At 65.6% G+C, this 22843-nt stretch carries 20 protein-coding genes; 8 read left to right on the top strand and 12 right to left on the bottom strand.

Annotated elements, in window-relative coordinates; all coding sequences use genetic code 11:
• Window positions 1-123: 123 nt before the first annotated feature.
• Window positions 124-2061 (top strand): amylosucrase, encoded by a 1938-nt coding sequence (locus tag ABIA70_RS20310; protein ID WP_354149388.1) that lies wholly within the window; start codon window positions 124-126, stop codon window positions 2059-2061.
• A gap of 100 nt (window positions 2062-2161) precedes the next feature.
• Window positions 2162-3019: a prephenate dehydratase gene (locus tag ABIA70_RS20305; RefSeq protein ID WP_354149387.1), complete on the top strand. Its 858-nt coding sequence runs from the start codon at window positions 2162-2164 to the stop codon at window positions 3017-3019.
• A 15-nt stretch (window positions 3020-3034) separates the two neighbouring features.
• Here ABIA70_RS20305 and betT read toward each other — a convergent pair whose 3' ends face one another.
• The gene (gene betT, locus ABIA70_RS20300; RefSeq protein WP_354149386.1) at window positions 3035-5290 is read right to left on the bottom strand and encodes a choline BCCT transporter BetT; all 2256 of its coding nucleotides are present in this window, start codon (window positions 5288-5290) and stop codon (window positions 3035-3037) included.
• A gap of 183 nt (window positions 5291-5473) precedes the next feature.
• Entirely contained in the window at window positions 5474-7390 is a 1917-nt protein-coding gene (locus tag ABIA70_RS20295; protein WP_354149385.1) for an FAD-binding monooxygenase, read from the bottom strand.
• 255 nt (window positions 7391-7645) lie between these two features.
• On the opposite strand from ABIA70_RS20295, the gene ABIA70_RS20290 reads away from it, so the two are divergent.
• The 6 genes from ABIA70_RS20290 to ABIA70_RS20265 are packed head-to-tail and all read left to right on the top strand — an operon-like array spanning window position 7646 to window position 14153.
• Window positions 7646-9127, top strand: coding sequence for a fumarylacetoacetate hydrolase family protein (locus tag ABIA70_RS20290; RefSeq protein WP_354149482.1), 1482 nt, complete (start codon window positions 7646-7648; stop codon window positions 9125-9127).
• On the top strand, window positions 9120-9824 hold the full coding sequence (locus ABIA70_RS20285; RefSeq protein WP_354149384.1) for a GntR family transcriptional regulator: 705 nt from the start codon (window positions 9120-9122) through the stop codon (window positions 9822-9824). The genes ABIA70_RS20290 and ABIA70_RS20285 overlap by 8 nt, the downstream gene beginning before the upstream one ends.
• 57 nt (window positions 9825-9881) lie before the next feature.
• Complete coding sequence (gene hpaE / locus ABIA70_RS20280) at window positions 9882-11426, top strand: 5-carboxymethyl-2-hydroxymuconate semialdehyde dehydrogenase (RefSeq protein ID WP_354149383.1); 1545 nt, start codon at window positions 9882-9884, stop codon at window positions 11424-11426.
• A gap of 53 nt (window positions 11427-11479) precedes the next feature.
• Window positions 11480-12565 (top strand): 3,4-dihydroxyphenylacetate 2,3-dioxygenase, encoded by a 1086-nt coding sequence (hpaD, locus tag ABIA70_RS20275; RefSeq protein ID WP_354149382.1) that lies wholly within the window; start codon window positions 11480-11482, stop codon window positions 12563-12565.
• A gap of 2 nt (window positions 12566-12567) precedes the next feature.
• Window positions 12568-13353, top strand: coding sequence for a 2-oxo-hept-4-ene-1,7-dioate hydratase (hpaH, locus tag ABIA70_RS20270; protein WP_354149381.1), 786 nt, complete (start codon window positions 12568-12570; stop codon window positions 13351-13353).
• A complete protein-coding gene (locus tag ABIA70_RS20265; protein WP_354149380.1) occupies window positions 13338-14153 on the top strand; it encodes an aldolase/citrate lyase family protein in 816 nt (271 codons plus the stop codon). Before hpaH ends, ABIA70_RS20265 begins: the two co-directional genes overlap by 16 nt.
• Before the next feature lie 6 nt (window positions 14154-14159).
• Here the strand turns inward: ABIA70_RS20265 and urtE are convergent, their stop codons facing one another.
• From urtE to ABIA70_RS20215, 10 genes are all read right to left on the bottom strand, one after another.
• A complete protein-coding gene (gene urtE, locus ABIA70_RS20260; RefSeq protein ID WP_354149379.1) occupies window positions 14160-14852 on the bottom strand; it encodes an urea ABC transporter ATP-binding subunit UrtE in 693 nt (230 codons plus the stop codon).
• The gene (gene urtD / locus ABIA70_RS20255; RefSeq protein ID WP_354149378.1) at window positions 14852-15673 is read right to left on the bottom strand and encodes an urea ABC transporter ATP-binding protein UrtD; all 822 of its coding nucleotides are present in this window, start codon (window positions 15671-15673) and stop codon (window positions 14852-14854) included. Before urtD ends, urtE begins: the two co-directional genes overlap by 1 nt.
• The gene (gene urtC / locus ABIA70_RS20250) at window positions 15670-16872 is read right to left on the bottom strand and encodes an urea ABC transporter permease subunit UrtC (protein WP_354149377.1); all 1203 of its coding nucleotides are present in this window, start codon (window positions 16870-16872) and stop codon (window positions 15670-15672) included. Before urtC ends, urtD begins: the two co-directional genes overlap by 4 nt.
• Window positions 16869-17753 (bottom strand): urea ABC transporter permease subunit UrtB, encoded by an 885-nt coding sequence (gene urtB / locus ABIA70_RS20245; protein WP_354149376.1) that lies wholly within the window; start codon window positions 17751-17753, stop codon window positions 16869-16871. Before urtB ends, urtC begins: the two co-directional genes overlap by 4 nt.
• A 34-nt stretch (window positions 17754-17787) precedes the next feature.
• Complete coding sequence (gene urtA, locus ABIA70_RS20240; RefSeq protein ID WP_354149375.1) at window positions 17788-19053, bottom strand: urea ABC transporter substrate-binding protein; 1266 nt, start codon at window positions 19051-19053, stop codon at window positions 17788-17790.
• 370 nt (window positions 19054-19423) lie between these two features.
• Entirely contained in the window at window positions 19424-19795 is a 372-nt protein-coding gene (locus ABIA70_RS20235) for a hypothetical protein (protein ID WP_354149374.1), read from the bottom strand.
• Between the two features lie 134 nt (window positions 19796-19929).
• Window positions 19930-20358 (bottom strand): DUF302 domain-containing protein, encoded by a 429-nt coding sequence (locus ABIA70_RS20230; RefSeq protein ID WP_354149373.1) that lies wholly within the window; start codon window positions 20356-20358, stop codon window positions 19930-19932.
• A 97-nt stretch (window positions 20359-20455) separates the two neighbouring features.
• Window positions 20456-20878 (bottom strand): heat shock protein transcriptional repressor HspR, encoded by a 423-nt coding sequence (locus ABIA70_RS20225; protein ID WP_354149372.1) that lies wholly within the window; start codon window positions 20876-20878, stop codon window positions 20456-20458.
• Between the two features lie 15 nt (window positions 20879-20893).
• The gene (locus ABIA70_RS20220) at window positions 20894-21868 is read right to left on the bottom strand and encodes a DnaJ C-terminal domain-containing protein (RefSeq protein ID WP_354149371.1); all 975 of its coding nucleotides are present in this window, start codon (window positions 21866-21868) and stop codon (window positions 20894-20896) included.
• Between the two features lie 278 nt (window positions 21869-22146).
• Window positions 22147-22842, bottom strand: coding sequence for a nucleotide exchange factor GrpE (locus ABIA70_RS20215; RefSeq protein ID WP_354149370.1), 696 nt, complete (start codon window positions 22840-22842; stop codon window positions 22147-22149).
• Window position 22843: the final 1 nt, after the last annotated feature.

Below are 22843 nucleotides of genomic sequence, written 5' to 3'. Positions count from 1 at the left end.
CTGCGGCCTGCTGCCGCAGGCCGTTCTGGCCGGGCCGGCGCCTGTCAGCGGTCATGTTCCCGTGGCATACTTCCCTAACCACGAGCCGGCGGGATGAGCCGGCCGCAGCAGGAGGAGTGGACTATGCAGGGGCAGGTCAACGTGGACGAATCGGCCTACCAGCACGTCCTGGACGCGCTGAACCGCGACCTTCCCCGGGCGGAAGCGGACCCGGACGGCGCGTTCAGGCAACGCTTTGACCGGCATTTCCCCGAGCTCCGGAAGCTCTTTCACGGCCTGTACCGAACACGGGAGGACTGGCTCGATCAGCTCACCGCACTGGTGGTCCAATGTGCCCGCTCCTGGCAGGAGCGACCGGCCGGGCTGAAGGCCGTCGACGCCGAGCGGGAGGGGAACAGCAGCTGGTTCCTGTCCAACAGCATGCTCGGCGGCGTCTGCTACGTGGACCGGTACGCCGAGAGCCTGGACGGCGTCCGGGCGAGGATCCCGTATTTCAAGGAGCTCGGCCTCACGTACCTCCACCTGATGCCGCTGTTCCTGGCGCCGGAGCCGCACTCCGACGGCGGTTATGCGGTTTCCAGCTACCGCCAGGTCAACCCGAAACTGGGCACCATGGAGCAGCTGCGCGAGCTGGCTGGGGAGCTCCGGAACAACGGGATCAACCTCGTGGTGGACTTCATCTTCAACCACACGTCCAATGAACATGAGTGGGCCCGCAGGGCGGCGGCAGGCGATCCGGAGTGCAGCGACTACTTCTGGATCTATCCGGACCGGACCATGCCCGACGCCTTTGAGCGGACCGTGCGGGAGATCTTCCCGGACGACCACCCCGGATCCTTCGTCCCGCTGCCGGACGGCCGGTGGGTGTGGGCCACGTTCCACACCTACCAGTGGGACCTCAACTACGCGAACCCGGCGGTGTTCCGGGCCATGGCCGGCGAAATGCTGTTCCTCGCCAACCAGGGCGTGGACATCCTGCGCATGGACGCGGTCGCCTTCATCTGGAAGCAGCTCGGCACACCCTGCGAGAACCTGCCCGAAGCCCACCTGCTCCTGCGGGCGTTCAACGCCGTGTGCCGGCTCGCGGCGCCGTCGCTGCTGTTCAAATCCGAGGCTATTGTGCACCCGGACGAGGTGGCGCTCTACATCGATCCGGCCGAATGCCAGCTGTCCTACAACCCGCTGCAGATGGCCCTCATCTGGGAGTCCTTGGCCACCCGGGACGTGGCGCTGCTGTCCCATGCCCTAGAGCGGCGGCACAACATTCCCGCCGGCACATCATGGGTGAACTATGTCCGCAGCCATGACGATATCGGCTGGACCTTCGCCGACGAGGACGCTGCTGAACTGGGAATCAACGGCTTTGACCACCGGCGGTTCCTCAACGCCTTCTACGTCAACCGTTTCCCGGGAAGCTTTGCACGGGGCGTGCCGTTCCAGGACAACCCCCGCACCGGCGACTGCCGCATTTCCGGAACCACCGCCTCCCTCTGCGGGCTGGAGGACGATCCGGAGCACGCGATTGGAAGGATCCTGCTCGCCCATTCGGTGGCGTTCAGCACCGGCGGCATTCCCCTCCTCTACCTGGGCGACGAGGTGGGGCAGCTCAATGACTATCACTACGCCTTGGAGGAAGGGCACGACGCCGACAGCCGCTGGGTGCATCGGCCCCACTATCCCGCGGAGCAGTACGCCCGCAGGCACGACCCCGCCACCCCCGAGGGTCGGATCTTCAGCGGTCTTCGCCGCATGACCGAGGTTCGGGCCTCAACCCCTGAACTGGCGGGGACCCGGCTCATTGGCTTCCGTACAAACTCCCCCGGTGTGCTGGGTTTCCAGCGTCCGGGCGAGGCCGGCACAGGTCCCGGCAGCGCAGGTCCGGCAAGCACCGTCCTGGTGCTGGCAAACTTCAGCGACGGCGTCCGGCAGCTTCCGGCGGTGACGTTTTCCGGGTTCGGGGCCGCCGCCGTCGAACTTCTCACCGGGGCAACCGTCAGCCTGGCCGGCGGCATCGTCCTTGCCCCGTACCAGTACGTCTGGCTCCGGGTCATGCCGAGCTGACCGGTTCGTGTGGTCGAAGTGGCCGCGTGGCGGCAGCAACCATGACGGGATAACAGCCGCCAATTGGGGGGATTGGGCGGGCCGTGAAACCATACGGACCATGGCCCAGAAGATTGCGTACCAGGGTGAGCCCGGCGCCAACTCCAATATCGCGTGCATGCAGATGTTCCCCGAGCTGGAAAGTGTTCCCTGCGCCAGCTTTGAGGATGCCTTCGAGCTGGTTTCCAGCGGCGAGGCAGAACTGGCGATGATCCCCATTGAGAACTCGATCGCCGGCCGGGTGGCTGACATCCACATCCTGCTGCCGCAGTCCCGGCTGCAGATCGTGGGCGAGTTCTTCCTGCCCATCCATTTCGACCTGCTGGGCATTCCCGGCAGCAGCATCGATGCGGCCACCGAGGTCCACAGCCACATCCACGCCCTGGGCCAGTGCCGGCGGCTGATCCGCGAGCACGGCCTCAAGCCCGTCATTGCCGGCGACACCGCCGGTTCAGCCCGGGAGGTGCGGGAGTGGAACGACCCCACGAAACTCTCCCTCGCTCCCCCGCTGGCCGCCGAGATCTATGGCCTGGAGGTACTGGCTTCCCGGGTGGAGGACGACCCGTCGAACACCACCCGGTTTGTAGTCCTGGCGCCGGAAAAAGAGCTTCCCGGCAGGGATGAACTGGCCGGGCCGGCCGTCACGAGCTTCCTTTTCCGCGTCCGGAACGTCCCGTCGGCGCTGTTCAAGGCCCTCGGCGGGTTCGCCACCAACGGCGTCAATATGACACGGCTGGAAAGCTACATGGTGGGCAACGAGTTTGCCGCCACCATGTTCATGGCCGACGTCGAAGGCCACCCCGAGGACCTGGCGCTGCGCCTGGCCCTCGAGGAACTGGCGTTCTTCACCACCGAAGTGCGGATCCTCGGCGTTTACGCCGCCGCCGATTACCGGTTGGGCAAGGCGGCAACTGTCTAGGAGGCGCCCGCCCGCTTAGGCTCCGGGTTTGTCCGTTCCACCTTCGCGCGGCAGTTCCACCAGCGGCATGCTCCCCGTCGCTGTCGGAACGGGCGGAGTGAGCACCGAGGCGTAGTCGTGCTGGGTTGAGTAGGTCAGGAAACCCAGGTGCGCCTCGTACCGGTCCAGGACGTCGTCGATGACCTGCTGGTGGGACAGCCCCATGAGGTCGTAGCCCTCCGAGCCGGTCTGGGCGAACACTTCCACCCGGTAGTAGACGTCCGTTTGCCTGGACATCCTTCCGCCGAACATCGGCACCGGCGCCTCAACCACCTTGACCTGGTAGTGGAAGTCGCGGTGGTCCGGGATGCTGACCACCAGCGCGTGGCTGGAAATGGCCGTGTGCTCGTCCGGGATCAGGTCCAGGGTGGCCTGGTAGCCCTGCTTGGTGAACTCCCTGACCACATCCGCCAAGGCAGGCTGCACAGTGCGTTCCATGAACTGGGCCACCTGCTTCTTCGACGGATACGAACGCATCCCGGCCAGCCTCTGGCGCCAGGTGCGGTCCGGCACGTGGCCGCCATGGGCCGCCGTCGACTGCCGCCGCAGGACCTGTCCTTCACGTTCGGCTCGCTCCATGCGCAGTGCCTTGGAGAAGGACGCCATCACCAGCCAGGCGATGATGGTCACCGGCAGGGCGAAGATCAGCGTGGCGTATTCCATGGTGGTTACGCCGCCGGCCACCAGCATGGCGATGGTCAGCAGCGCGGTGAGTACCGCCCAGAAGATGCGCAGCCACTTGGCCCCGTCCTGTGAAGGATCCGGGATGGAGGATGAGAAGTTGGACATCACCATCGCTCCGGAGTTGGCGCTGGTGAGGTAGAACAGCATGCCGGACAGGGTGCCCAGGCCGATCAGGAAGCCGGCACCGGGGAACATCTCCAGCAGGGCGTACCAGCCCTGTTCCGGGCTGTCCATGGCCAGCTGGGCGAACTCCGTGTTGCCGTTCAGGACCTCATGCATGGCACTGTTGCCGAACATGCTGACGATCAGGAAATCGCACAGCACAGGGGCCGTGATGGCGGCGATGACGAACTCCCGCAAGGTCCGGCCTCGCGAAATGCGGGCCAGGAACAGCCCCACGAACGGACCCCAGGCCAGCCAGAAAGCCCAGAAGAACAGGGTCCAGCCGGCCATCCACTCCGAGCCGCCCTCCTCGTAAGCGAACGTCTGCAGAGTGCGGTCAGGAAGAGTGAACAGGAACCGGCCGATGTTCTCCACCATGGAGTTGAGCAGGAACGAGGTCTGGCCCGTCACCAGGATGTAAAGCAGCATGGCCGCTGCGCTCCAGATGTTCAGCTCGGAGATCCACCGGATCCCTTTGTCGACGCCGGAGGTGCACGCGGCGATGGTCATCACCACGGCGACAATCACCAGTGCGATCTGCAGTGCCAGGCCCTGCTGCAGGCCGAAAAGCAAGGAGAACCCGACGTTCAGCAGCACCACGCCGATCCCCATGGACGTGGCAACGCCGAAGACCGTGCCCACCAGGGTCACGATGTCGATGGCGTCGCCCATGCCGCCGCGGACGCGCTTGCCCAGCAGCGGATAGAGGGCGGCGCGGATGGACAGCGGCATGCCCCAGCGGTAGGCGAAATAGCCCATGGCCATGCCAAGCAGCGCGTACATGGCCCAGCCGGCCACCCCGTAGTGGAACATGGTCCAGACCACGGCGTCCTGGGCGGCGGCCGGGGTCTGGCCTTCGCCCACGGGCGGCATCATGTACTGGGTGATGGGTCCTGTGACCGAGTAGAAGAGCATGTCGATGCCCACGCCGGCGGCGAACAGCATGGCCACCCAGGTGAAGAGTTTGTACTGCGGGCGGGAGTGGTCCGGGCCGAGGCGGACCGACCCTTCCTTGGACAGGGCCACCCACAGCACGAACACAATCACCACCGTGACAGTGAGGACGTAGAACCAGCCGAGGTTTTCCGCGATCCAGGCCACCACGGTCTTCATGGTCGCGGCTGCCCCGGTGGGCATGACCATGGCCCACACGGAGAAGGCAATGATGATGGCCGAGGAGATCACGAAAACGCGCCAGTTGACCTTCGGCCCACGTTCCTCGATCAGTTCGGCGGGTGCCTTGCTGAGTTCCTGGCTGGAGACGGGCGGGCGGTTTTCGACGTCCTGGCCGTTACGCCGCCTGTCCGTGCCGCCGAGCTGGCTCCGGGGGATCAGTGCCTTCGGCGGCGGGTCCGCAGAGCGGGGCGTGTCTATTTCTTCAGCCATGAGGTCCTCCTCCGATTGGCAACGAGCTCGGGCGGCCGCCAATGAGGGGTTACCGCCGGCGGCCCCGGTCCGGGACGGAGGGGAGGCCGTGCACAAGCAGGCATTTTGCGTGCGGGCTGCATGCCTATGTTAGTACACGGCCTCCAATAGGTGGCAACCGGTTGCCTTCAAGTGGACCGGGGGTCAGGCCTCCTTGGGCTGGCGGACCTGCAGGAGCGGCGCGAAGAACGCACCCAGTTCCGCCGTCGCCGTCAGGGGGAGGACATTGGCCACGTACTGGTCCGGCCTCACTACAACCACCACGCCGCTGCGGTCCAGGCCGCGCAGCTCGAAGATGTCAGCCTTCGGATCCGTGGCGTAGACCTTCTCGTAATCCCTGAGCTGGAACGGTCCCACGAGCGGCTTGAACACTGCGGGAACGGCATTGATGTCGATTTCCGTGTGCGGTTGCTGGTAGATCACCTTCACGTCGAACCAGGCGTCCAGGTCAGCGCCCGACGGCGTCGCGGCCAGCGGTGAGTCCGGCGAGTTCGCCATCCACTCGGCGAAGTTGTCAACGGCCGACGGCGGTCCGGCCTGTGCCGCTTGGGGCGCCGCCGCATCGGCGAAGACGTAGATCCGCCACCGGCCGTCAGCCGTGGCGTGGTGCCCAAGGTGGATCGGATTGGTGTCACCGACACGCATCACCGGCGCGGACTTGAAGCGCTTGCCGATGGGGAAGCCTGCCGCAAGGTCCTGGTGCGCGGGCTCGGCGGTGAGCATCGACGGCGCGTACTGCGTCATGAAGCCGGCCGGGAACTCCGCCGTGCTCACGTAGAAGTCCTCAAGCTCGGAGGGGTTCGCGAACTCCTCGGGCTTCTTCGCCATCATGGTGGACCATTCCTTATCGAAGTCGATGAGGTTCTTCGCCACCACCTGGCGCTCTTCGGAGTAGGTGGACAGCAGGCTCTCCGGGCTGCGGCCCTCAAGAACGTGCCCCAGTTTCCAGCCGAGGTTGAAGCCGTCCTGCATGGAGACGTTCATTCCCTGGCCTGCCTTGGCGCTGTGCGTGTGGCAGGCGTCACCGGTGATGAACACGCGCGGGGTGCGGGTCCCACGCTGGTCCGGAAGGACGTCGTCGAACCTGTCAGTGAGGCGATGGGCGACCTCATAGACGCTGTGCCAGGCAACATTGCGGACGTCCAGCGTGTAGGGGTGCAGGATCTGGTTGGCGTGGGCGATGATCTGCTCGATGGTGGTGGCGCGCACGGCTCCGCGGTCATGCTGATCGACTTCACCAAGGTCAACGTACATGCGGAACAGGAAGCCGCCTTCGCGCGGGATCAGCAGGATGCTGCCGCCCGAGCCGGACTGGATGGCGCATTTGGTCCGGATGTCCGGGAAATCCGTGTTGGCGAGGACGTCCATAACACCCCAGGCATGGTTGGCCGCATCGCCCGCGAGGGTGCACCCGATCGAGTCCCGCACCTTGCTCCGCGCGCCGTCGGCACCAACAACGTACTTGGCGCGGACAACGCGCTCCTGGCCCTCGTTGGGACCCACCGAGTGGGCGAGTGTCACGGTAACGGGGTACTCCCCCTCGCCGGTGACCTCAAGGCCGCGGAACTCGAAGCCGTAGTCAGGGGACATTCGAGTGGGCGAGTTGGCCATGACTTCGGCGAAGTAGTCCAGCACACGCGCCTGGTTGACGATGAGGTGCGGGAACTCGCTGATGCCCATTTCGTCGTCGACCGCCCTGGCGCCCCTGATGATGCGCGAACGGTCAGCCGGGTCCGGCTTCCAGAACGCCATCTCCGTAATGCGGTAGGCCTCGGCGATAATCCGCTCGGCAAAGCCGAACGCCTGGAACGTCTCGACGCTCCTGGCCTGGATGCCGTCGGCCTGGCCGATGACGAGCCGGCCGGGGCGGCGCTCGACAATCCGGGTGGTGATGTCCGGGAACTCGGAGAGCTGCGCGGCGGCGAGCATGCCCGCCGGGCCTGTGCCCACAATGAGGACGTCGACCTCATCCGGAAGGTCCTCAGGCCGGTTGATGCCCACTCCGGCTGCCGGCTTTACGCGGGGGTTCCCGGATACATATCCGTGATGGTGGAACTGCACGGGCTTTCCTCACTTCGCTGTGTGGTGGTCGTCGGCGGACGGTCTGTTCTATATGAGAATTTACCGTTCGATAAATGAAACCATAGATTGGATTTCAACTGTACGGCAGGTGTGACGGGGGCTACAAGGGTCTTTCGATTTGCCCTCCCTTCACGCTTTGCAGCGTTCAAAAAAACCGGGAAGCCGGGGCTTGACGGGCCGTCGGCGGTGAGTATAGTGATCGTATACGATTTCGTACTCGACGAGGAGCATCTGTTGGAACAGGTCACCGACCACACCCTGGCCTCGGCCCGCAAAGTCATCGCGGTGCACATCAACTACCCCAGCCGTGCCGCCCAGCGCGGACGGACTCCCGCCCAGCCGTCCTACTTCCTCAAGCCATCCTCCTCCCTTTCGCTCAGCGGGTCACCGGTGGAACGCCCAGCGGGCTGCGAACTGCTCGGCTACGAGGGCGAAATCGCGCTCATCATCGGCAAGCCCGCCCGGCGCGTCGGGATCGCGGACGCCTGGAGCCACGTCGAATGGGTCACCGCCAGCAACGACCTCGGTGTCTACGACCTCCGCTACGCGGACAAAGGCTCCAACCTCCGGTCCAAGGGCGGGGACGGCTTCACCCCTGTGGGCCCGGCACTCATTCCGGCAGACGCCGTCGACCCCGCCGGCCTGCGGATCCGCACCTGGCACAACGGCGTGGCGGTACAGGACGACACCACGGCAGACCTGCTCTTCCCGTTCGCCCAGCTGGTGGCGGACCTGTCCCAGCTGCTGACCCTCGAAGAAGGCGACATCATCCTCACCGGCACCCCCGCCGGCGCCTCCGTCGCCAAACCGGGGGATGTTCTGGAGGTGGAAGTCAGCACCGCCGACGGGCGCCTGGCCACCGGCCGACTGGCCACCACAGTGGAGGAAGGCACGACGCCGTTCGCCGACTTTGGTGCCCAGCCGCAGGCTGATGACGTCCAGCGCGAGGAGGCGTACGGTTCGCGTGAGGCCGCGGGATTGACCGCCAACGGGAGCGCCGCCGTCGGGCCCGTCCTTTCCCCGGAACTGAAGGCAAAACTGGAGAGCGTCTGCACCGCCACACTGTCCTCCCAGCTGCGCAAGCGCGGGCTTAACAACGTCAGCATTGACGGGCTTACGGCAACGCGGCCGGAGAAGCGGGTGGTCGGCCTGGCCCGGACCCTGCGTTACGTTCCCAACCGTGAGGACCTCTTTCAGACCCACGGCGGCGGCTTCAATGCCCAGAAGCAGGCGATCGACTCGGTCAACGAGGGCGAGATCCTGGTGATGGAGGCCCGCGGGGAGAAGGGCACCGGCACTATCGGCGACATCCTTGCCCTGCGTGCCCAGGTGCGCGGTGCCGCTGCGATCATCACCGACGGCGGCGTGCGCGACTTCTCGGCGGTAGCGGCGATGGAGATGCCTACCTACTATTCCAACCCGCACCCGGCGGTGCTGGGCCGGCGCCACATCCCCTGGGACACTGACATCACCATCGCCTGCGGCGGAACCACCGTGCAGCCGGGTGACATCATCGTGGCCGACTCGGACGGCATCCTGGTCATCCCGCCGGCGCTGGCCGAGGAGGTCGCGGACGATTCCATCGTCCAGGAACGCGAGGAAACGTTCATCGCCGAAATGGTCCAGCAGGGCCACAGCGTGGACGGCCTGTACCCGCTGAACGCGGGCTGGCGGGCCAGGTACCAGGAATGGGAAGCAGGCCAAGCCCGTGACTGAAACAGCTGTGGCCGCCGGTAATACAGGCAGCAAGTCTGAGCAGGCCTACCGCGCCGTGAAGGCCCGGATCGTGGAGGGAACGTATACGCCCGGCTACCGGCTGGTCCTGGGCACCATCGCCAAGGACCTTGGGTTCAGTGTTGTTCCGGTCCGGGAAGCCATCCGCCGGCTCGAAGCCGAAGGCCTGGTGACCTTCGAACGCAACATTGGCGCCACCGTGGCAGGCATAGATCCCACCGAATACCTCTACACCATGCAGACCCTGAGCATCGTGGAGGGAGCGGCCACCGCCATCTCGGCTCCGCTGATCGGAGCGCAGGACATCGCGCGGGCCCGCAGCATCAACTCGGAAATGCGGGACTGCCTGGAGCACTTCGATCCCGTCCGTTTCACCCAGCTGAACCAGGACTTCCACAGCGTCCTGTTCGAACACTGCCCCAACCCGCACATCCTGGACCTGGTACACCGCGGCTGGAACCGGCTCGCTTCGCTGCGGTCCTCCACTTTCCGCTTTGTCCCCGGCCGCGCCCACGAATCCGTGGACGAGCACGAGGCGCTGCTCCGGCTCATCGAAACCGGAGCGGACGCGGAAGAGATTGAAAAGGCCGCCCGGCTGCACCGTTCCTCCACCCTGGACGCTTACCTCGCCCAGGCAGCCCCCTCCCCACACAACGCGGGGTCACTAAACGCCCGATAACGGGCCTCCAAAGGGCCAGAAGTGACCCCGCGTTGCTCTTAAGTAAGGAAGAAGACAATGACGTTCACTGCCGAACAGACCACGAAGCATTACGTGCCGCAGGACCTTCCCACCCACATCCAGCACTACATCAACGGCCAGTTCGTAGATTCCGTGGGAGGGGCAACCTTCGACGTCCTGGACCCGGTCTCCAACCAGAACTACGCCACGGCCGCCGCCGGCCAGAAAGAGGACATCGACCTCGCCGTCGCCGCAGCCCGCGAAGCCTTCAAGAACGGCCCGTGGCCGAAAATGAAGCCCCGCGAACGGGCCCGCATCCTGAACAAAATCGCCGATGCCGTTGAGGCGCAGGAGGCCCGCCTCGCCGAACTGGAAACATTCGACACCGGACTGCCCATCACCCAGGCCAAGGGCCAGGCCCTGCGCGCGGCGGAGAACTTCCGCTTCTTCGCCGACCTGATCGTGGCGCAGTTCGACGACGCCATGAAGGTCCCCGGCTCACAGATCAACTACGTGAACCGCAAGCCCATCGGCGTCGCCGGCCTCATCACACCCTGGAACACCCCGTTCATGCTGGAGTCCTGGAAGCTCGCCCCGGCACTGGCCACGGGCAACACCGTGGTCCTGAAGCCCGCCGAGTTCACCCCCTTGTCCGCTTCACTGTGGGCCACCATTTTCAAGGACGCCGGCCTGCCTGATGGCGTCTTCAACCTGGTGAACGGCCTGGGCGAGGAAGCCGGTGACGCGCTGGTCAAGCACCCGGATGTTCCGCTGATCTCCTTCACCGGCGAGACCACCACGGGCCAGACCATCTTCCGCAACGCCGCAGCCAACCTCAAGGGCCTGTCCATGGAGCTCGGCGGCAAGTCCCCGTGCGTCGTGTTCGCCGACGCCGATCTGGACGCCGCCATCGATTCCGCCCTGTTCGGGGTGTTCTCCCTCAACGGCGAACGCTGCACCGCCGGCTCGCGCATCCTGGTCGAACGTGCCATCTACGACGAGTTCTGCGAGAAGTACGCAGCCCGCGCCAAGAACATCGTGGTCGGCGACCCGCACGATCCCAAGACCCAGGTGGGCGCGCTGGTGCACCCCGAGCACTTCGAGAAGGTGGCCTCCTACGTGGAGATCGGCAAATCCGAGGGCCGGCTGCTGGCCGGCGGCGGACGGCCGGAAGGCCTCCCCGAAGGCAACTACATCGCACCCACGGTGTTCGCCGACGTCGCCCCCGACGCCCGGATCTTCCAGGAGGAGATCTTCGGTCCCGTCGTCGCCATCACCCCCTTCGAGAACGACGACGAGGCGCTGGCTCTGGCGAACAACACCAGGTACGGCCTGGCCGCCTACATCTGGACCCAGAACCTGACGCGGGCCCACAACTTCTCCCAGAACGTCGAGGCCGGCATGGTCTGGCTGAACAGCCACAACGTCCGCGACCTCCGCACGCCGTTCGGCGGCGTCAAGGCCTCCGGCCTCGGCCACGAAGGCGGCTACCGCTCCATCGATTTCTACACCGACCAGCAAGCCGTCCACATCACCCTGGGTACGGTCCACACGCCCAAGTTCGGCAGCATCGAAGACTCCGCCGCCGCCGGCGACAGCTAAATCCCATATCCCCCTTTCAAAGAAGATCCCCCTTTCAAAGAAGAGAGAGCATCATGACCAACTTCGTTCCCACCCCCACCGTCCCGGCCCCGGACATCGTCCGCTGCGCCTACATGGAGATCGTGGTCACCGACCTCGCCAAGTCCCGTGCGTTCTACGTCGACATGTTGGGCCTGCACGTCACCGAGGAGGATGAGAACAACATCTACCTGCGCTGCCTCGAGGAGTTCATCCACCACAACCTGGTGCTCCGCAAGGGACCCATCGCCGCCGTCGCAGCCTTCGCCTACCGGGTGAAGTCCCCCGCAGAAGTGGACGCCGCCGAGGCCTACTACAAGGAACTGGGCTGCCGTACCGAACGCCGCAAGGAAGGCTTCACCAAGGGCATCGGCGACTCCGTCCGGGTAGAGGATCCGCTGGGCTTCCCCTACGAGTTCTTCTACGAGGTGGAGCACGTGGAACGCCTCACCCAGCGCTACGACCTCTACTCCGCGGGCGAACTGGTGCGGCTGGACCACTTCAACCAGGTCACCCCTGACGTTCCCCGCGGCCGCAAGTACCTGGAGGACCTGGGCTTCCGCGTCTCGGAGGACATCCAGGATTCCGACGGCGTCACGTACGCGGCCTGGATGCACCGCAAGCAGACCGTCCACGACACCGCGCTGACCGGCGGCAACGGCCCGCGCATGCACCACATCGCGTTCGCCACGCACGAGAAGCACAACATCATCCAGATCTGCGACAAGATGGGCGCCCTCCGCATCAGCGACCGCATCGAACGCGGCCCCGGCCGCCACGGCGTGTCCAACGCCTTCTACCTCTACATCCTGGACCCGGACGGCCACCGCGTAGAGATCTACACCCAGGACTACTACACCGGCGACCCCGACAACCCCGTGGTCACCTGGGACGTGCACGACAACCAGCGCCGCGACTGGTGGGGCAACCCGGTAGTTCCCTCCTGGTACACCGAAGCCTCCCTCGTCCTGGACCTCGACGGCAACCCGCAGCCGGTCATTGTCCGTGAAGAGAAGAGCGAAATGGCGGTCACCGTGGGCGCCGACGGGTTCTCCTACACCCGAAAGGACGGCGCCCCTGAAGGGGACCGGACAGGCTTCAAGCTCGGAGCGCAGCTGTAGCCATGCTGGACGCCAAGACGATTGAGGCCATTGCGGACGAGCTGCTGGAGGCCGGCCGGAACCGGAAACCGGTCCGCCGCCTGACAGCCCGCTACCCGGAGATGACGGTGGAGGACTCCTATGCGGTGCAGCAGCTGTGGCGGCGCCGGAACGAGGAAGCCGGCCGGACCCTCGTGGGCCGGAAGATCGGCCTCACGTCAAAGGCCATGCAGGCCGCCACCGGCATCACGGAACCGGACTACGGCGCCATCTTTGATGACATGGTGCTGGAGACCGGCTGCTCGGTGGAATGGGACCAGTACACCCACCCCCGGGTGGAAGTGGAGCTGGCGTTTGTCCTGAAGGACGGGCTGAAGGGCCCGGGCTGCACCATTTTCGATGTGCTTCGAGCTACTGATTACGTGGTTCCGGCCCTCGAGATCCTGGATTCGAGGATCGAGATGGAAGGCCGGACCATAGTGGACACCATCGCGGACAACGCGGCCATGGGTGCCATGGTGATCGGCGGCAACCCTGTGAAGCCCGACGCCGTGGACCTCCGCTGGGTCGCCGCCATCCTCTACAAGAACCAGACCGTGGAGGAAACCGGTGTCGCCGCCGGGGTCCTGGACCATCCGGCCAACGGGGTGCACTGGCTGGCCAACAAGATCGCCGCGCACGGGGACGGGATGAAAGCCGGCGACATCATCCTGGCCGGCTCTTTCACGCGGCCGATGTGGGTATATAAGGGCGACACCGTCCACGCAGACTACGGACCACTGGGAGTTGTGACATGCCGCTTCGAATAGAAGACACGTTCCGCGATGCCCTCCGCAGGCAAAGGGACCACGCAGGCCGTCCGCTGGCGGGGATGTGGGTGTGCTCGGGCAGCCCGCTGGTGGCCGAGCTGTGCGCAGGGTCGGGGCTGGACTGGCTCCTGGTCGACGCCGAACACAGCCCCAACGGGCTCGAATCCGTCCTCGCCCAGCTGCAGGCCATCCACGGCTACCCCGTCCACACGGTGGTCCGTCCGCCCGTGAACGACGTTGTGGTGATCAAGCAGTACCTCGACCTGGGCGTGCAGAACCTGCTGATCCCCATGGTCAACTCTTCAGCGGAGGCGGAAGCGGCTGTGGCCGCCACGCGGTATCCGCCGCAAGGAGTCCGGGGGGTGGGTTCCGCCCTTGCCCGGGCCGCGCGCTGGAACAGGGTCCCGGACTACCTTGCCAGGGCCGGGGAGACCATCAGTGTCACCGTCCAGGTCGAATCCACGGCCGCCGTGGACCATGTGGAAGACATCCTCGCCGTTGACGGCGTGGACGCCATCTTCCTCGGCCCCTCCGACCTCGCCGCTTCCATGGGGCTGCTGGGCCAGCAGGAACATCCCGAGGTGCGCGCCGCCGTCGAGCATTGCCTCGCCGCCGCCAAAGCGGCCGGCAAACCCGCCGGCGTCAACGCCTTCAACCCCGACACCGCCCGCCACTACCTTGAGTCCGGCGCCGACTTCATCCTGGTGGGCGCCGACGTCGCCCTGCTGGCGAGGGGCTCCGAAGCCCTCGCCGCCGCCTTCATCCAAACGTCCGACGGCGAACCCCCTGCCAGCTACTAGGTCGCCTCAGATGAGCATGGCCTGCCGCACACTGGCGGCCGATCCGGCACCCCCGGCTCCAGAGGATGAGACCCTGCCGGCGGAAAGGACGTAGTAACTGTCGGCAGCCTGGAGGGCAAATCCGATGTGCTGCTCCACCAGGAGGATGCTCATGCCGTCGCGCTGGGACAGCTTGACGATGGTCGCTTCGATCTCGGCCACTATGTTGGGCTGGATTCCTTCAGTTGGTTCGTCGAGGATCAGCAGTCTCGGGTCGGTGATCAGGGCCCTGGCAATGGCCAGCTGCTGACGCTGGCCGCCCGAAAGCAGTCCCGCCCGCCGTGCCAGCAGCGGCCGGAGGGCGGGAAACATCTCTAGGGCCTCCGCCACTCGTTCAGCACCGTTCTTCCGCCCGTCTGCCACGAGCTGCAGGTTCTCCATGACGGACAGCTGCCCGAAAGACTGCTGGCCCTGCGGCACATAGGCCATGCCGCGCGCCACTCGCTGGTGCGGGCGGAGGGCAGAAATGTCCTCCCCGTCCAGCGTGATGCGTCCCGCCATGGGTTTGAGAAGCCCGACGACGGCACGCAGCAACGTCGTTTTCCCGGCACCGTTGTGCCCCAGGACGGAGACAACGGCTCCCTCCTCCACCGTCAGGCTCACTCCGGAGATCACCTGAGTGCGGCCGTAGCCGGTCTGAAGATTTTCGATTTCCAGCATCAGTGGCCTTCCGTTCCCGAAGTTCCCGAGGTCCCCGGGGTGCCCAGATAGACTTCCTGCACCTTCGGATCCGCCTGCACTTGTGCCACGCTTCCCTCGCTAAGGACTTTGCCGGCGGCGAGGACTGAGACCGACGTGGCGAACTCACGGACGAAGTCCATGTCGTGTTCAATGACCACGGTGATCCGGCTGGCGGCGATCCGGCGGAGCAGTTCACCTGTTTCAGCCCGCTCATCCTGGCTCATCCCTGCAATTGGTTCATCCAGCAGGAGCACGTCTGAGTTCTGCACCAGCAGCATGCCGATCTCCAGCCACTGCTTCTGGCCGTGGGCGAGGATGCCGGCTTGCTTGTGCGCCGCACCTGCCAGGCCGATGATTTCCAGTGCCTCTTCCACGGCCGGCTCCACGGACTTCCGGCGGCGGAGCATCTTCAGCGGGCCGCGGCCCGAGCCCGCAGCGATATCGAGGTTCTGGAGCACGGAGAGGTTCTCAAACACGCTCGCGGTCTGGAACGTGCGCCCCACGCCAAGCTTGGCGATCTGGTGCACTTTGCGGCCGAGGATCTCTGTACCGGTGTGGTTCACTGACCCCGACGCCGGCACCAGCCCGGTGATGGCATCGATGACGGTCGTTTTCCCGGCACCGTTGGGTCCGATCAGGAACCGCAGATCGCCCTGCATCACAGTGAGGTTGACGTTGTCCACGGCGAGGAATCCGTCAAAGGATACCGAGAGGCCGCGGACTTCAAGGTATTTGGGCCGGCCGTGGCGCAGCCCCCCGGCCTGTGGCTCCCCCTCGGGAAGCAGAGTGGGGGTAGTCATCTGCTGACCTCCTCAGGCCTGGTTGTTCTCGTGTCAGGTGCGGGGTCCGGTGCTGCAGGATCCGCTGCTTCGGCATCCGGCGGGGCAGGACGCGGCGCCGCGGGCACTGCCGCTTCGGGCGCTGCTGCTTGCGGTGCTGCTGCAGCCTGGGTCCTTCGCCGCCTGCGCGCCAGCCCCGGCAAAGAGGCAAGCCCGCCCGGCATGAACCCGATCACCAGGACAAACAGCAGCCCCTGGAAGTACACCCAGAAGGACGGGAAGGTGGAGGAAAGGCTGGACTGGGCTGCGGCGACTCCCACAGCGCCGAGGACCGGCCCCAGCAGTGTGGCGCGGCCGCCGATTGCGACGCCGATCAGGAACGCGATGGATGGGATCACCCCCACATCCGCCGGCGATATGATCCCCACGAGCGGGACGAACAGCGCCCCCGCAATGCCTGCCAGCACGGCTGCAGCCACGTAGATGACTGTCTTGACCGTCGCGGGATCGTAACCAAGGAAACGGACCCGCTCCTCCTGGTCCCGGACTGCCACCAGCAACTCGCCGAGCCTGCTGTGCATCAGCTGCCGGGCAGCGGCCAGGGAGAGCAGCAGGACAACCGCGGCGATCATGTAGAGCATGAGCTTGTTGTTCGGATCCTTCAGGTCGAAACCGAAGAAGGACCGGAACCCGTTGAGTCCGTTGGAGCCGCCTGTTGTGGCCTGCTGGCCAATCAGGAACACCGCGAAGGCGGCTGCCAGGGCCTGGCTGAGGATCGCGAAATAGGCACCTTTGACGCGGCGCTTGAAGATCGCCAATCCCAGGACCAGTGCCACCAGCCCGGGAACCAGGACCACGGCAAGGAGCGTCACCGCGGGGCTGCGGAACGGTTCCCACCAGCCGGGCACCTCGCCGCTGCCGTAAAGGGACATGAAGTCCGGGACACCGGAGCCGCCGAAGAGCGACGCATCGGCCAGCTTCATGTGCATGGCCATGATGTAGGCGCCGAGACCGAAGAACACCCCCTGGCCCAGGGTCAGCATGCCGCCCCGTCCCCACGCCAGGCCGATGCCGACCGCCACGATCGCGAAGCAGAGGAACTTCCCGAGCAGCGCCAGGTTGAAGGCAGGAAGTACCGCGGGCGCAACGCCCAGCAGCAGGACCGCCCCAAGAGTGAATCCGAGCGCGGTTCCCATCCGTCCGCGCAACAGGCCTTTCATGCCAGGCTCCTCGTCTTGAGGCTGAAGATGCCCTGCGGCCGGAGCTGGAGGAACACCACGATCACGATCAGGATCAGGACCTTGCCGATGCTGGCCGTCGTCGAGTACTCGAAGACGGACTGCAGCACTCCCAGGGCAAAAGCGGCGATGACGGCCCCCTTGATCTGGCCGATGCCGCCGGCCACCACCACCAGGAAGGCGTCCACGATGTAGTTGGTGCCCAGGTACGGGCTGGTGGAACCAATCAGGGTAACCGCGACGCCGGCGATGCCGGCCAGGCCCGAACCAATGAAGAAGGTCAGCTGGTCGCTGCGCCGGGTGGACACCCCGGAGGTTTCCGCGAGGTCGCGGTTCAGGACAACAGCCCGGATACGCCGTCCAAGGGGAGTGGCCTTAAGCAGCAGGACCAGGCCGGCCAGGCATAGCAACGAGAGCCCCAGGATAAAGAGCCTGGTCAGCGGGATGGGGGCGCCCAGCAACTCGATGTTCCCCTGCAGCCAGGCCGGCGCCCGGACATCAACGCTGGGCGCGCCGAAGATGTCACGTGCGGCCTGCTGCAGGATCAGCGCTACCCCGAAGGTGACCAGGAGGGTGTCCAGGGGCCGGTGGTACATGCGGCGCAACAGCACCGCCTCGAGCACCAGCCCCAGGGCACCTCCCACCAGGAAGCCTGCGGGAATGGAAACCAGCAGCGATATGCCGGCGTCGGAGATGGCCCGCTGGACCACGAAGGCCGTGTAGGCGCCGGCCATCATGAACTCGCCGTGGGCCATGTTGATGACCCCCATCTGGCCGAAGGTCAACGAGAGTCCCAGTGCTGCCAGGAGCAGCACCGAGCCGAGGCTGAGTCCGGCGAACATCTGCCCTATCAGGAGTTCCATTCCAGCAGGCCTTTCCTCGATTCCGGAGCGGCCGCTACTTGGCCAGGCCCTTGGCCCAGTCGTACGTGGCCAGGAAAGGATCCGGTTCAACGGCCGCAGGTGATGACCACACCGTGTCGATCAGGCCTGCCGCGTTGATCTTGCCGATCCGCGGGGTCTTGGTGATGTGGTTGTTCTCTCCGTTGACAGTTACGAGGCCTTCAGGTGCCTCGAAGGTCACCCCGTCAGCTGCAGCCTGGACCTTGTCCACCTCAAACGAGCCTGCCTTTTCCACCATGGCTTTCCACAGGTACAGCGAGGTGTAGGCAGCCTCCATGGGGTCGGACGTTACCCGCTCGGAGCCGAACTTGGCCTTGAACGCGGCGACGAACTTCTTGTTGGCCGGGGTGTCCAGGGTCTGGTAGTAATCCCAGGCCGTCAGCTGGCCCTGCACGTTGTCCAGGCCGACGCCGGGGACTTCCTCCTCGGCGATGGAGACTGAGACCACCGGCATGGTGTCCGCCGTCAGGCCGATGCTCTTGTACTGGCGGAAGAAGGCCACGTTGCTGTCGCCGTTGAGGGTGTTGAAGACCGCGTCAGCCTTGGAATCCCGGACCTTGTTGACGATCGTGGAAAATTCCGTGGAACCAAGCGGGGCGTACTCTTCCCCGAGGACTTCGATGCCTTTGGCCTCGGCGTAGGCCTGGATGATCTTGTTGGCTGTGCGCGGGAAGACGTAGTCACTGCCAACGAGGAAGAGTGACTTGGTCCCTTGCTCGGCCAGGTAGTCCAGGGCAGGAATGATCTGCTGGTTGGTGGTGGCCCCGGTGTAGAAGATGTTCTTGGATGACTCCAGGCCCTCGTACTGCACCGGATAGAAGAGCAGTGCGTCGTTGGCCTCAAATAATGGGAGCATCGCCTTGCGGCTGGACGAGGTCCAGCCGCCGAACACGGCGGCGGTGCAGTCCTGCTGGATCAGCTTTCCGGCACGCTCCGCGAACTTGGTGGGTTCGCTGGCGCCGTCCTCGCTGATGACCTCGAGCTTTTTGCCGAGGACACCGCCGGAAGCATTGATCTCCTCGGCGGCCAGGGTCAGGGAGTCGAAGACAGTGCTCTCGCTGATGGCCATGGTGCCCGAGAGCGAGTTGATGAACCCCACTTTGACGCTGCTGCCCGAGGTGTTGACACAGGAAGCGCCGCTGCTGGCGGTGGAACCCGCCGACGCCGGGTCCGCAATCTGGCTGCCGCAGCCTGCCAGGACGGTGGCCAGGGCGGCCGCTGCCAGGGGAAGGAAAGCGCGTTTGGTGACCGAAACCCTCATGTGTACCTGCTTCTCACTCTGCCGCTGCGCTGGGCAGCGGTTCGCCTCCGAGGTCCGTCAGAAGTGACCCCTTGCGATGAATGTAGGAGCGGATTGTTTCGGTGTCCGCGGCGTTGGTTTCGGGACAGTTTCGGGAGTGTTGCCAAGCCCGGGCCGGAGCTACGGCGCACAGCATACGGGCGGGAGAAACCGCGGAAAAGGGAGAGGCTGAGAGTTAACCTGCGGGAAACCTGCCGACGCGTAACTTTGGTCTGCCGGCCCGACACAATCCGGCCGGATCACCATAGAACGGCCCTGAACTGCGGTTATACGTGGATTACCGGGGACAGGACCGGGCTGCCGGCACGGTCGAAAGGCTGGATCAGGGAGGCTACCCCATCGCCGGCGCGACGGACGTGCCACCGCTGAACTGCCGGCGGGCCCAGCGCGCCAGCTTCTTGCCTTTCCCCTTCCACCAGCTGTCCTCGTCCTTGTCGTGATGGAGGCGGAAGATGATCGCCACCATCACGAACATCGACATGCACACATCCATCCAGGACCACGACAACGCGTCGATCAGCACGCTCATGCCGGTGGTGATGATGGACGGGATGGCCAGCGTCCGGAACACGGTGCTGGCCAGGTATCGCCGGTGAGACCGCGGAACGGACAGCGCACGCACCATGTCGAAGCAGACACACACCACCACGATGGTCTGGCCGATGGCGAGCAGGATCAGCCCGGCGGTGGACCCTGCGAACATTTGGACTGAAGAACCGAACACGCGAAAAACCCCCAGAGGCTCGAACCTGCGCTGTGAGACCCAGCTGCAGTTCCATTCAAGACAAAGGGGGCGGACCCGTCACGAGTAGTGGGTACTCTAATTTCGGTCGAGGGCTAGTTGCCCGGAGTTTCTCCCGTGCCGTCGAGGGAAGCCAAGGCCGCCCGGAGGCGGGTGTCGGCGTCGTTGGCAACCTCCTGGACGGCGGGGCTCTCGCTGAGTTTTGCCATGGTCTGCGGATCGATCGCCTGGATGGTGGTCCGGGCAGCGTCCGGGCCGCGGCGGACCACCACGTTGCACGGCAGGAGCGCCCCCATGTCAGGCTCCGCGGACAGGGCCCGGTTTGCCAGGGCAGGATTGCAGGCGCCAAGGATCACATAGTCGCCCAGCGCGTCCGCCGCATCGCTGCCGAGCTTGGCCTCAAAGGTGGCACGGACGTTGATCTCGGAGAGGATCCCGAATCCCTGCGCGGCAAGGGCTTCCCGGGTGCGCTGCACAGCGTCCTCCCACTCCAGCGGTACTGTCACGGTATGCGTGTAGTTCATGGCTGCTCCTGAACGATTGATGTAACTGCCTACATCGCCAGCATACCCCTATGGGTATCGGAAACAGGTAGCCGTCCGAGCATCATTTGCACGCCAGTTAGGTGCCCAGGGCCCGGGGGCGCCAGATCACCACGGCCTGTGACCGTGCACGGGGCCGCTGGCCGCGGGCCAGGCTCACCACGTCGCCGGCCGCACCGGCGGCGAAGATCCGCTGGTCAAGCGGACGACGGCGGCCCAGCTCCTCGGTCAGTTCACTCACCTTGGACTGCAGCGCGGCCACCTGGTTCTCCAGTTCCAGGATTCGCTTGATGCCTTCAAGCGAGACCCCTTCATGGGACAGCCGCTGGACTTCACGCAGCATGTTCACGTCCCGCTGCGAGTAGCGGCGGGACTTCCCCGGCGCGCGGCTGGGCGAAACGATGCCCAGCCGGTCGTACTGCCGGAGGGTCTGCGGGTGCATGTCCGCCAGTTCAGCCGCCACGGAGATCACAAAGATCGGCTGGTCAGCGCTGATGTCCACGGTCTGCTCCGCTGCCTACAGCCGGGCCTTGGCGGCCAGGCCGCTTCGGACGTCGGCATCGGCGGTGGCTGCGGCGAACGCCTTCACGGCCGCCTCGGCTTCCTTGTTCAGGTTCTTGGGAACCGCGACGTCGATGGTCACCAGGAGGTCACCGGTGGCCTTGGACGTCTTCACGCCGTGGCCCTTCACCCGAAGCGTACGGCCGGACGGGGTGCCCGCAGGCACGCGGACCCGGACCTTCTCGCCGTCCAGAGTGGGGACTTCGATGTCGGCGCCCAAAGCAGCTTCCGGGAAGGTGACGGGAACGTGGATGCGGAGGTTGTCGCCGTCGCGCGTGTAAAAATCGTGGGGCTTTACGGCAACCGCCACCACAAGGTCCCCGTTGCCTGCCGGGCCGGGCTGGCCCTTGCCGCGGACGCGGACCTTCTGGCCGTCCTTGATCCCGGCGGGAACGCGGACATCGATCACTTCACCGTTGGGCTCACGCAGGCCGATGGAGGTGCCGCGGATGGAGCCCGCGAAGGAAATGGTGGTCGAGGCGGTGCGGTCCGCACCCTTCTGCGGGGTCCGCTGGAAACCAGGCTGGGCCCCGAAGCCGCCGCCACCGAACAGGTCAGCGAACTCGGGCGGAATGCCGCCGGCCGTGCTGAAGCCGCCGGCGTGGCGTCCCGTGCTCCCGGTGAACAAACCACCGAACATGTCCTCGAACCCGCCGTTGGCGGCACCCGCCCCGCCCGGAGCGAACCGGGCGCCGCCGCCCATTGCCCGGATCGCGTCATACTGCTGCCGCTCATCGGGGTCCGAAAGCACCGAATAGGCCTCGGAGATGTCCTTGAACTTCTTCTCCGAAGCGACATTCCCGGCGTTGGTGTCCGGGTGATGCTGGCGGGCAAGTTTCCGGTAGGCCTTCTTAATGTCGGCTTCGGAAGCGTCCTTGGCGATACCAAGGATCGCGTAAAAGTCCTTGTCCACCCAATCCTGGCTAGCCAATGGCGTTTCCTTTCTCGTACTTCTTAAAGTTGTACCCACGCTCTCCGCGATACAGGGGCCCCCGCCCCTACGCGTGGTGGCTCGGTCCTATCGGACCAAGCCACCACGCTCCGGCAGGCCCGATGCCACTCCCGGGGCCCCTGTACCGCTGCGAGCTCTGTGGTTACCTCACCTTAGGCGAGATGACCGCCTGCGCGGAGGCCGGATATGGGGCGGCGGTGTGGAGGGCACCGCGAAGCGGGCACCGCCCCATATCCGGCGTAGCGCATTGGTGACCCCTACGCCGGAACTGCGACGATGACCTGTGCTGCGCGGAGGACGCGGTCGCCGGAGCGGTAGCCGGAGCGGAGGACCTGGCTGACGGTGTCAACTTCGATGTCCTCGCCAGGCTGCTGGATGAGGGCTTCGTGGACCGTGGGGTCGAACTCCACGCCCGTCTCATCGATCCGGACCAGGCCGTACGTCTTCAGCGCGTTCTCCAGCTTGGTGGCGATCGCGGCGAAGGGGCCGTCGGTGAGGTCACCGTGCTGGCGGGCGGCGTCGACGTCGTCCAGTACCGGCAGCAGGGAGTTCAGGACGCCGATGACGGCCATCTCCCCTGCCACGGCACGGTCGCGTTCAACGCGCTTGCGGTAGTTGACGTACTCGGCCTGGAGGCGAAGAAGGTCGTTCTTCAGCTCCGCGGCTTCAGCATGTCCCGCGCCCTGGGCCACGGATTCCTCAGCGGGCACTTCAATGCCGTTGAGGATCTCCTCGGCCTGGGCCAGGGCGTCGCCGTCGGAATCCGCCGGTGCTGCAGCGTCCTGGGGTTCAGCGTGGTGCTCGCCCTCGGGGTGCCGCGCCCGCCCGGTCACCGGGTCAACCTTGCGGTTGTCCCGGATGACCGGCTCCTGGTGGCCTTCGCCCTGCTGGCGTTCCTGCTGCTCCTGGTTTGCGGATGAGTTGTGCTCTTCCTCGTTACCGTGGTGCGGCATG

The sequence above is a fragment of the Arthrobacter sp. 754 genome (genome assembly GCF_040548695.1).
GTDB lineage: Bacteria > Actinomycetota > Actinomycetes > Actinomycetales > Micrococcaceae > Arthrobacter.
This window is presented reverse-complemented; position numbering and strand designations above follow the sequence as displayed.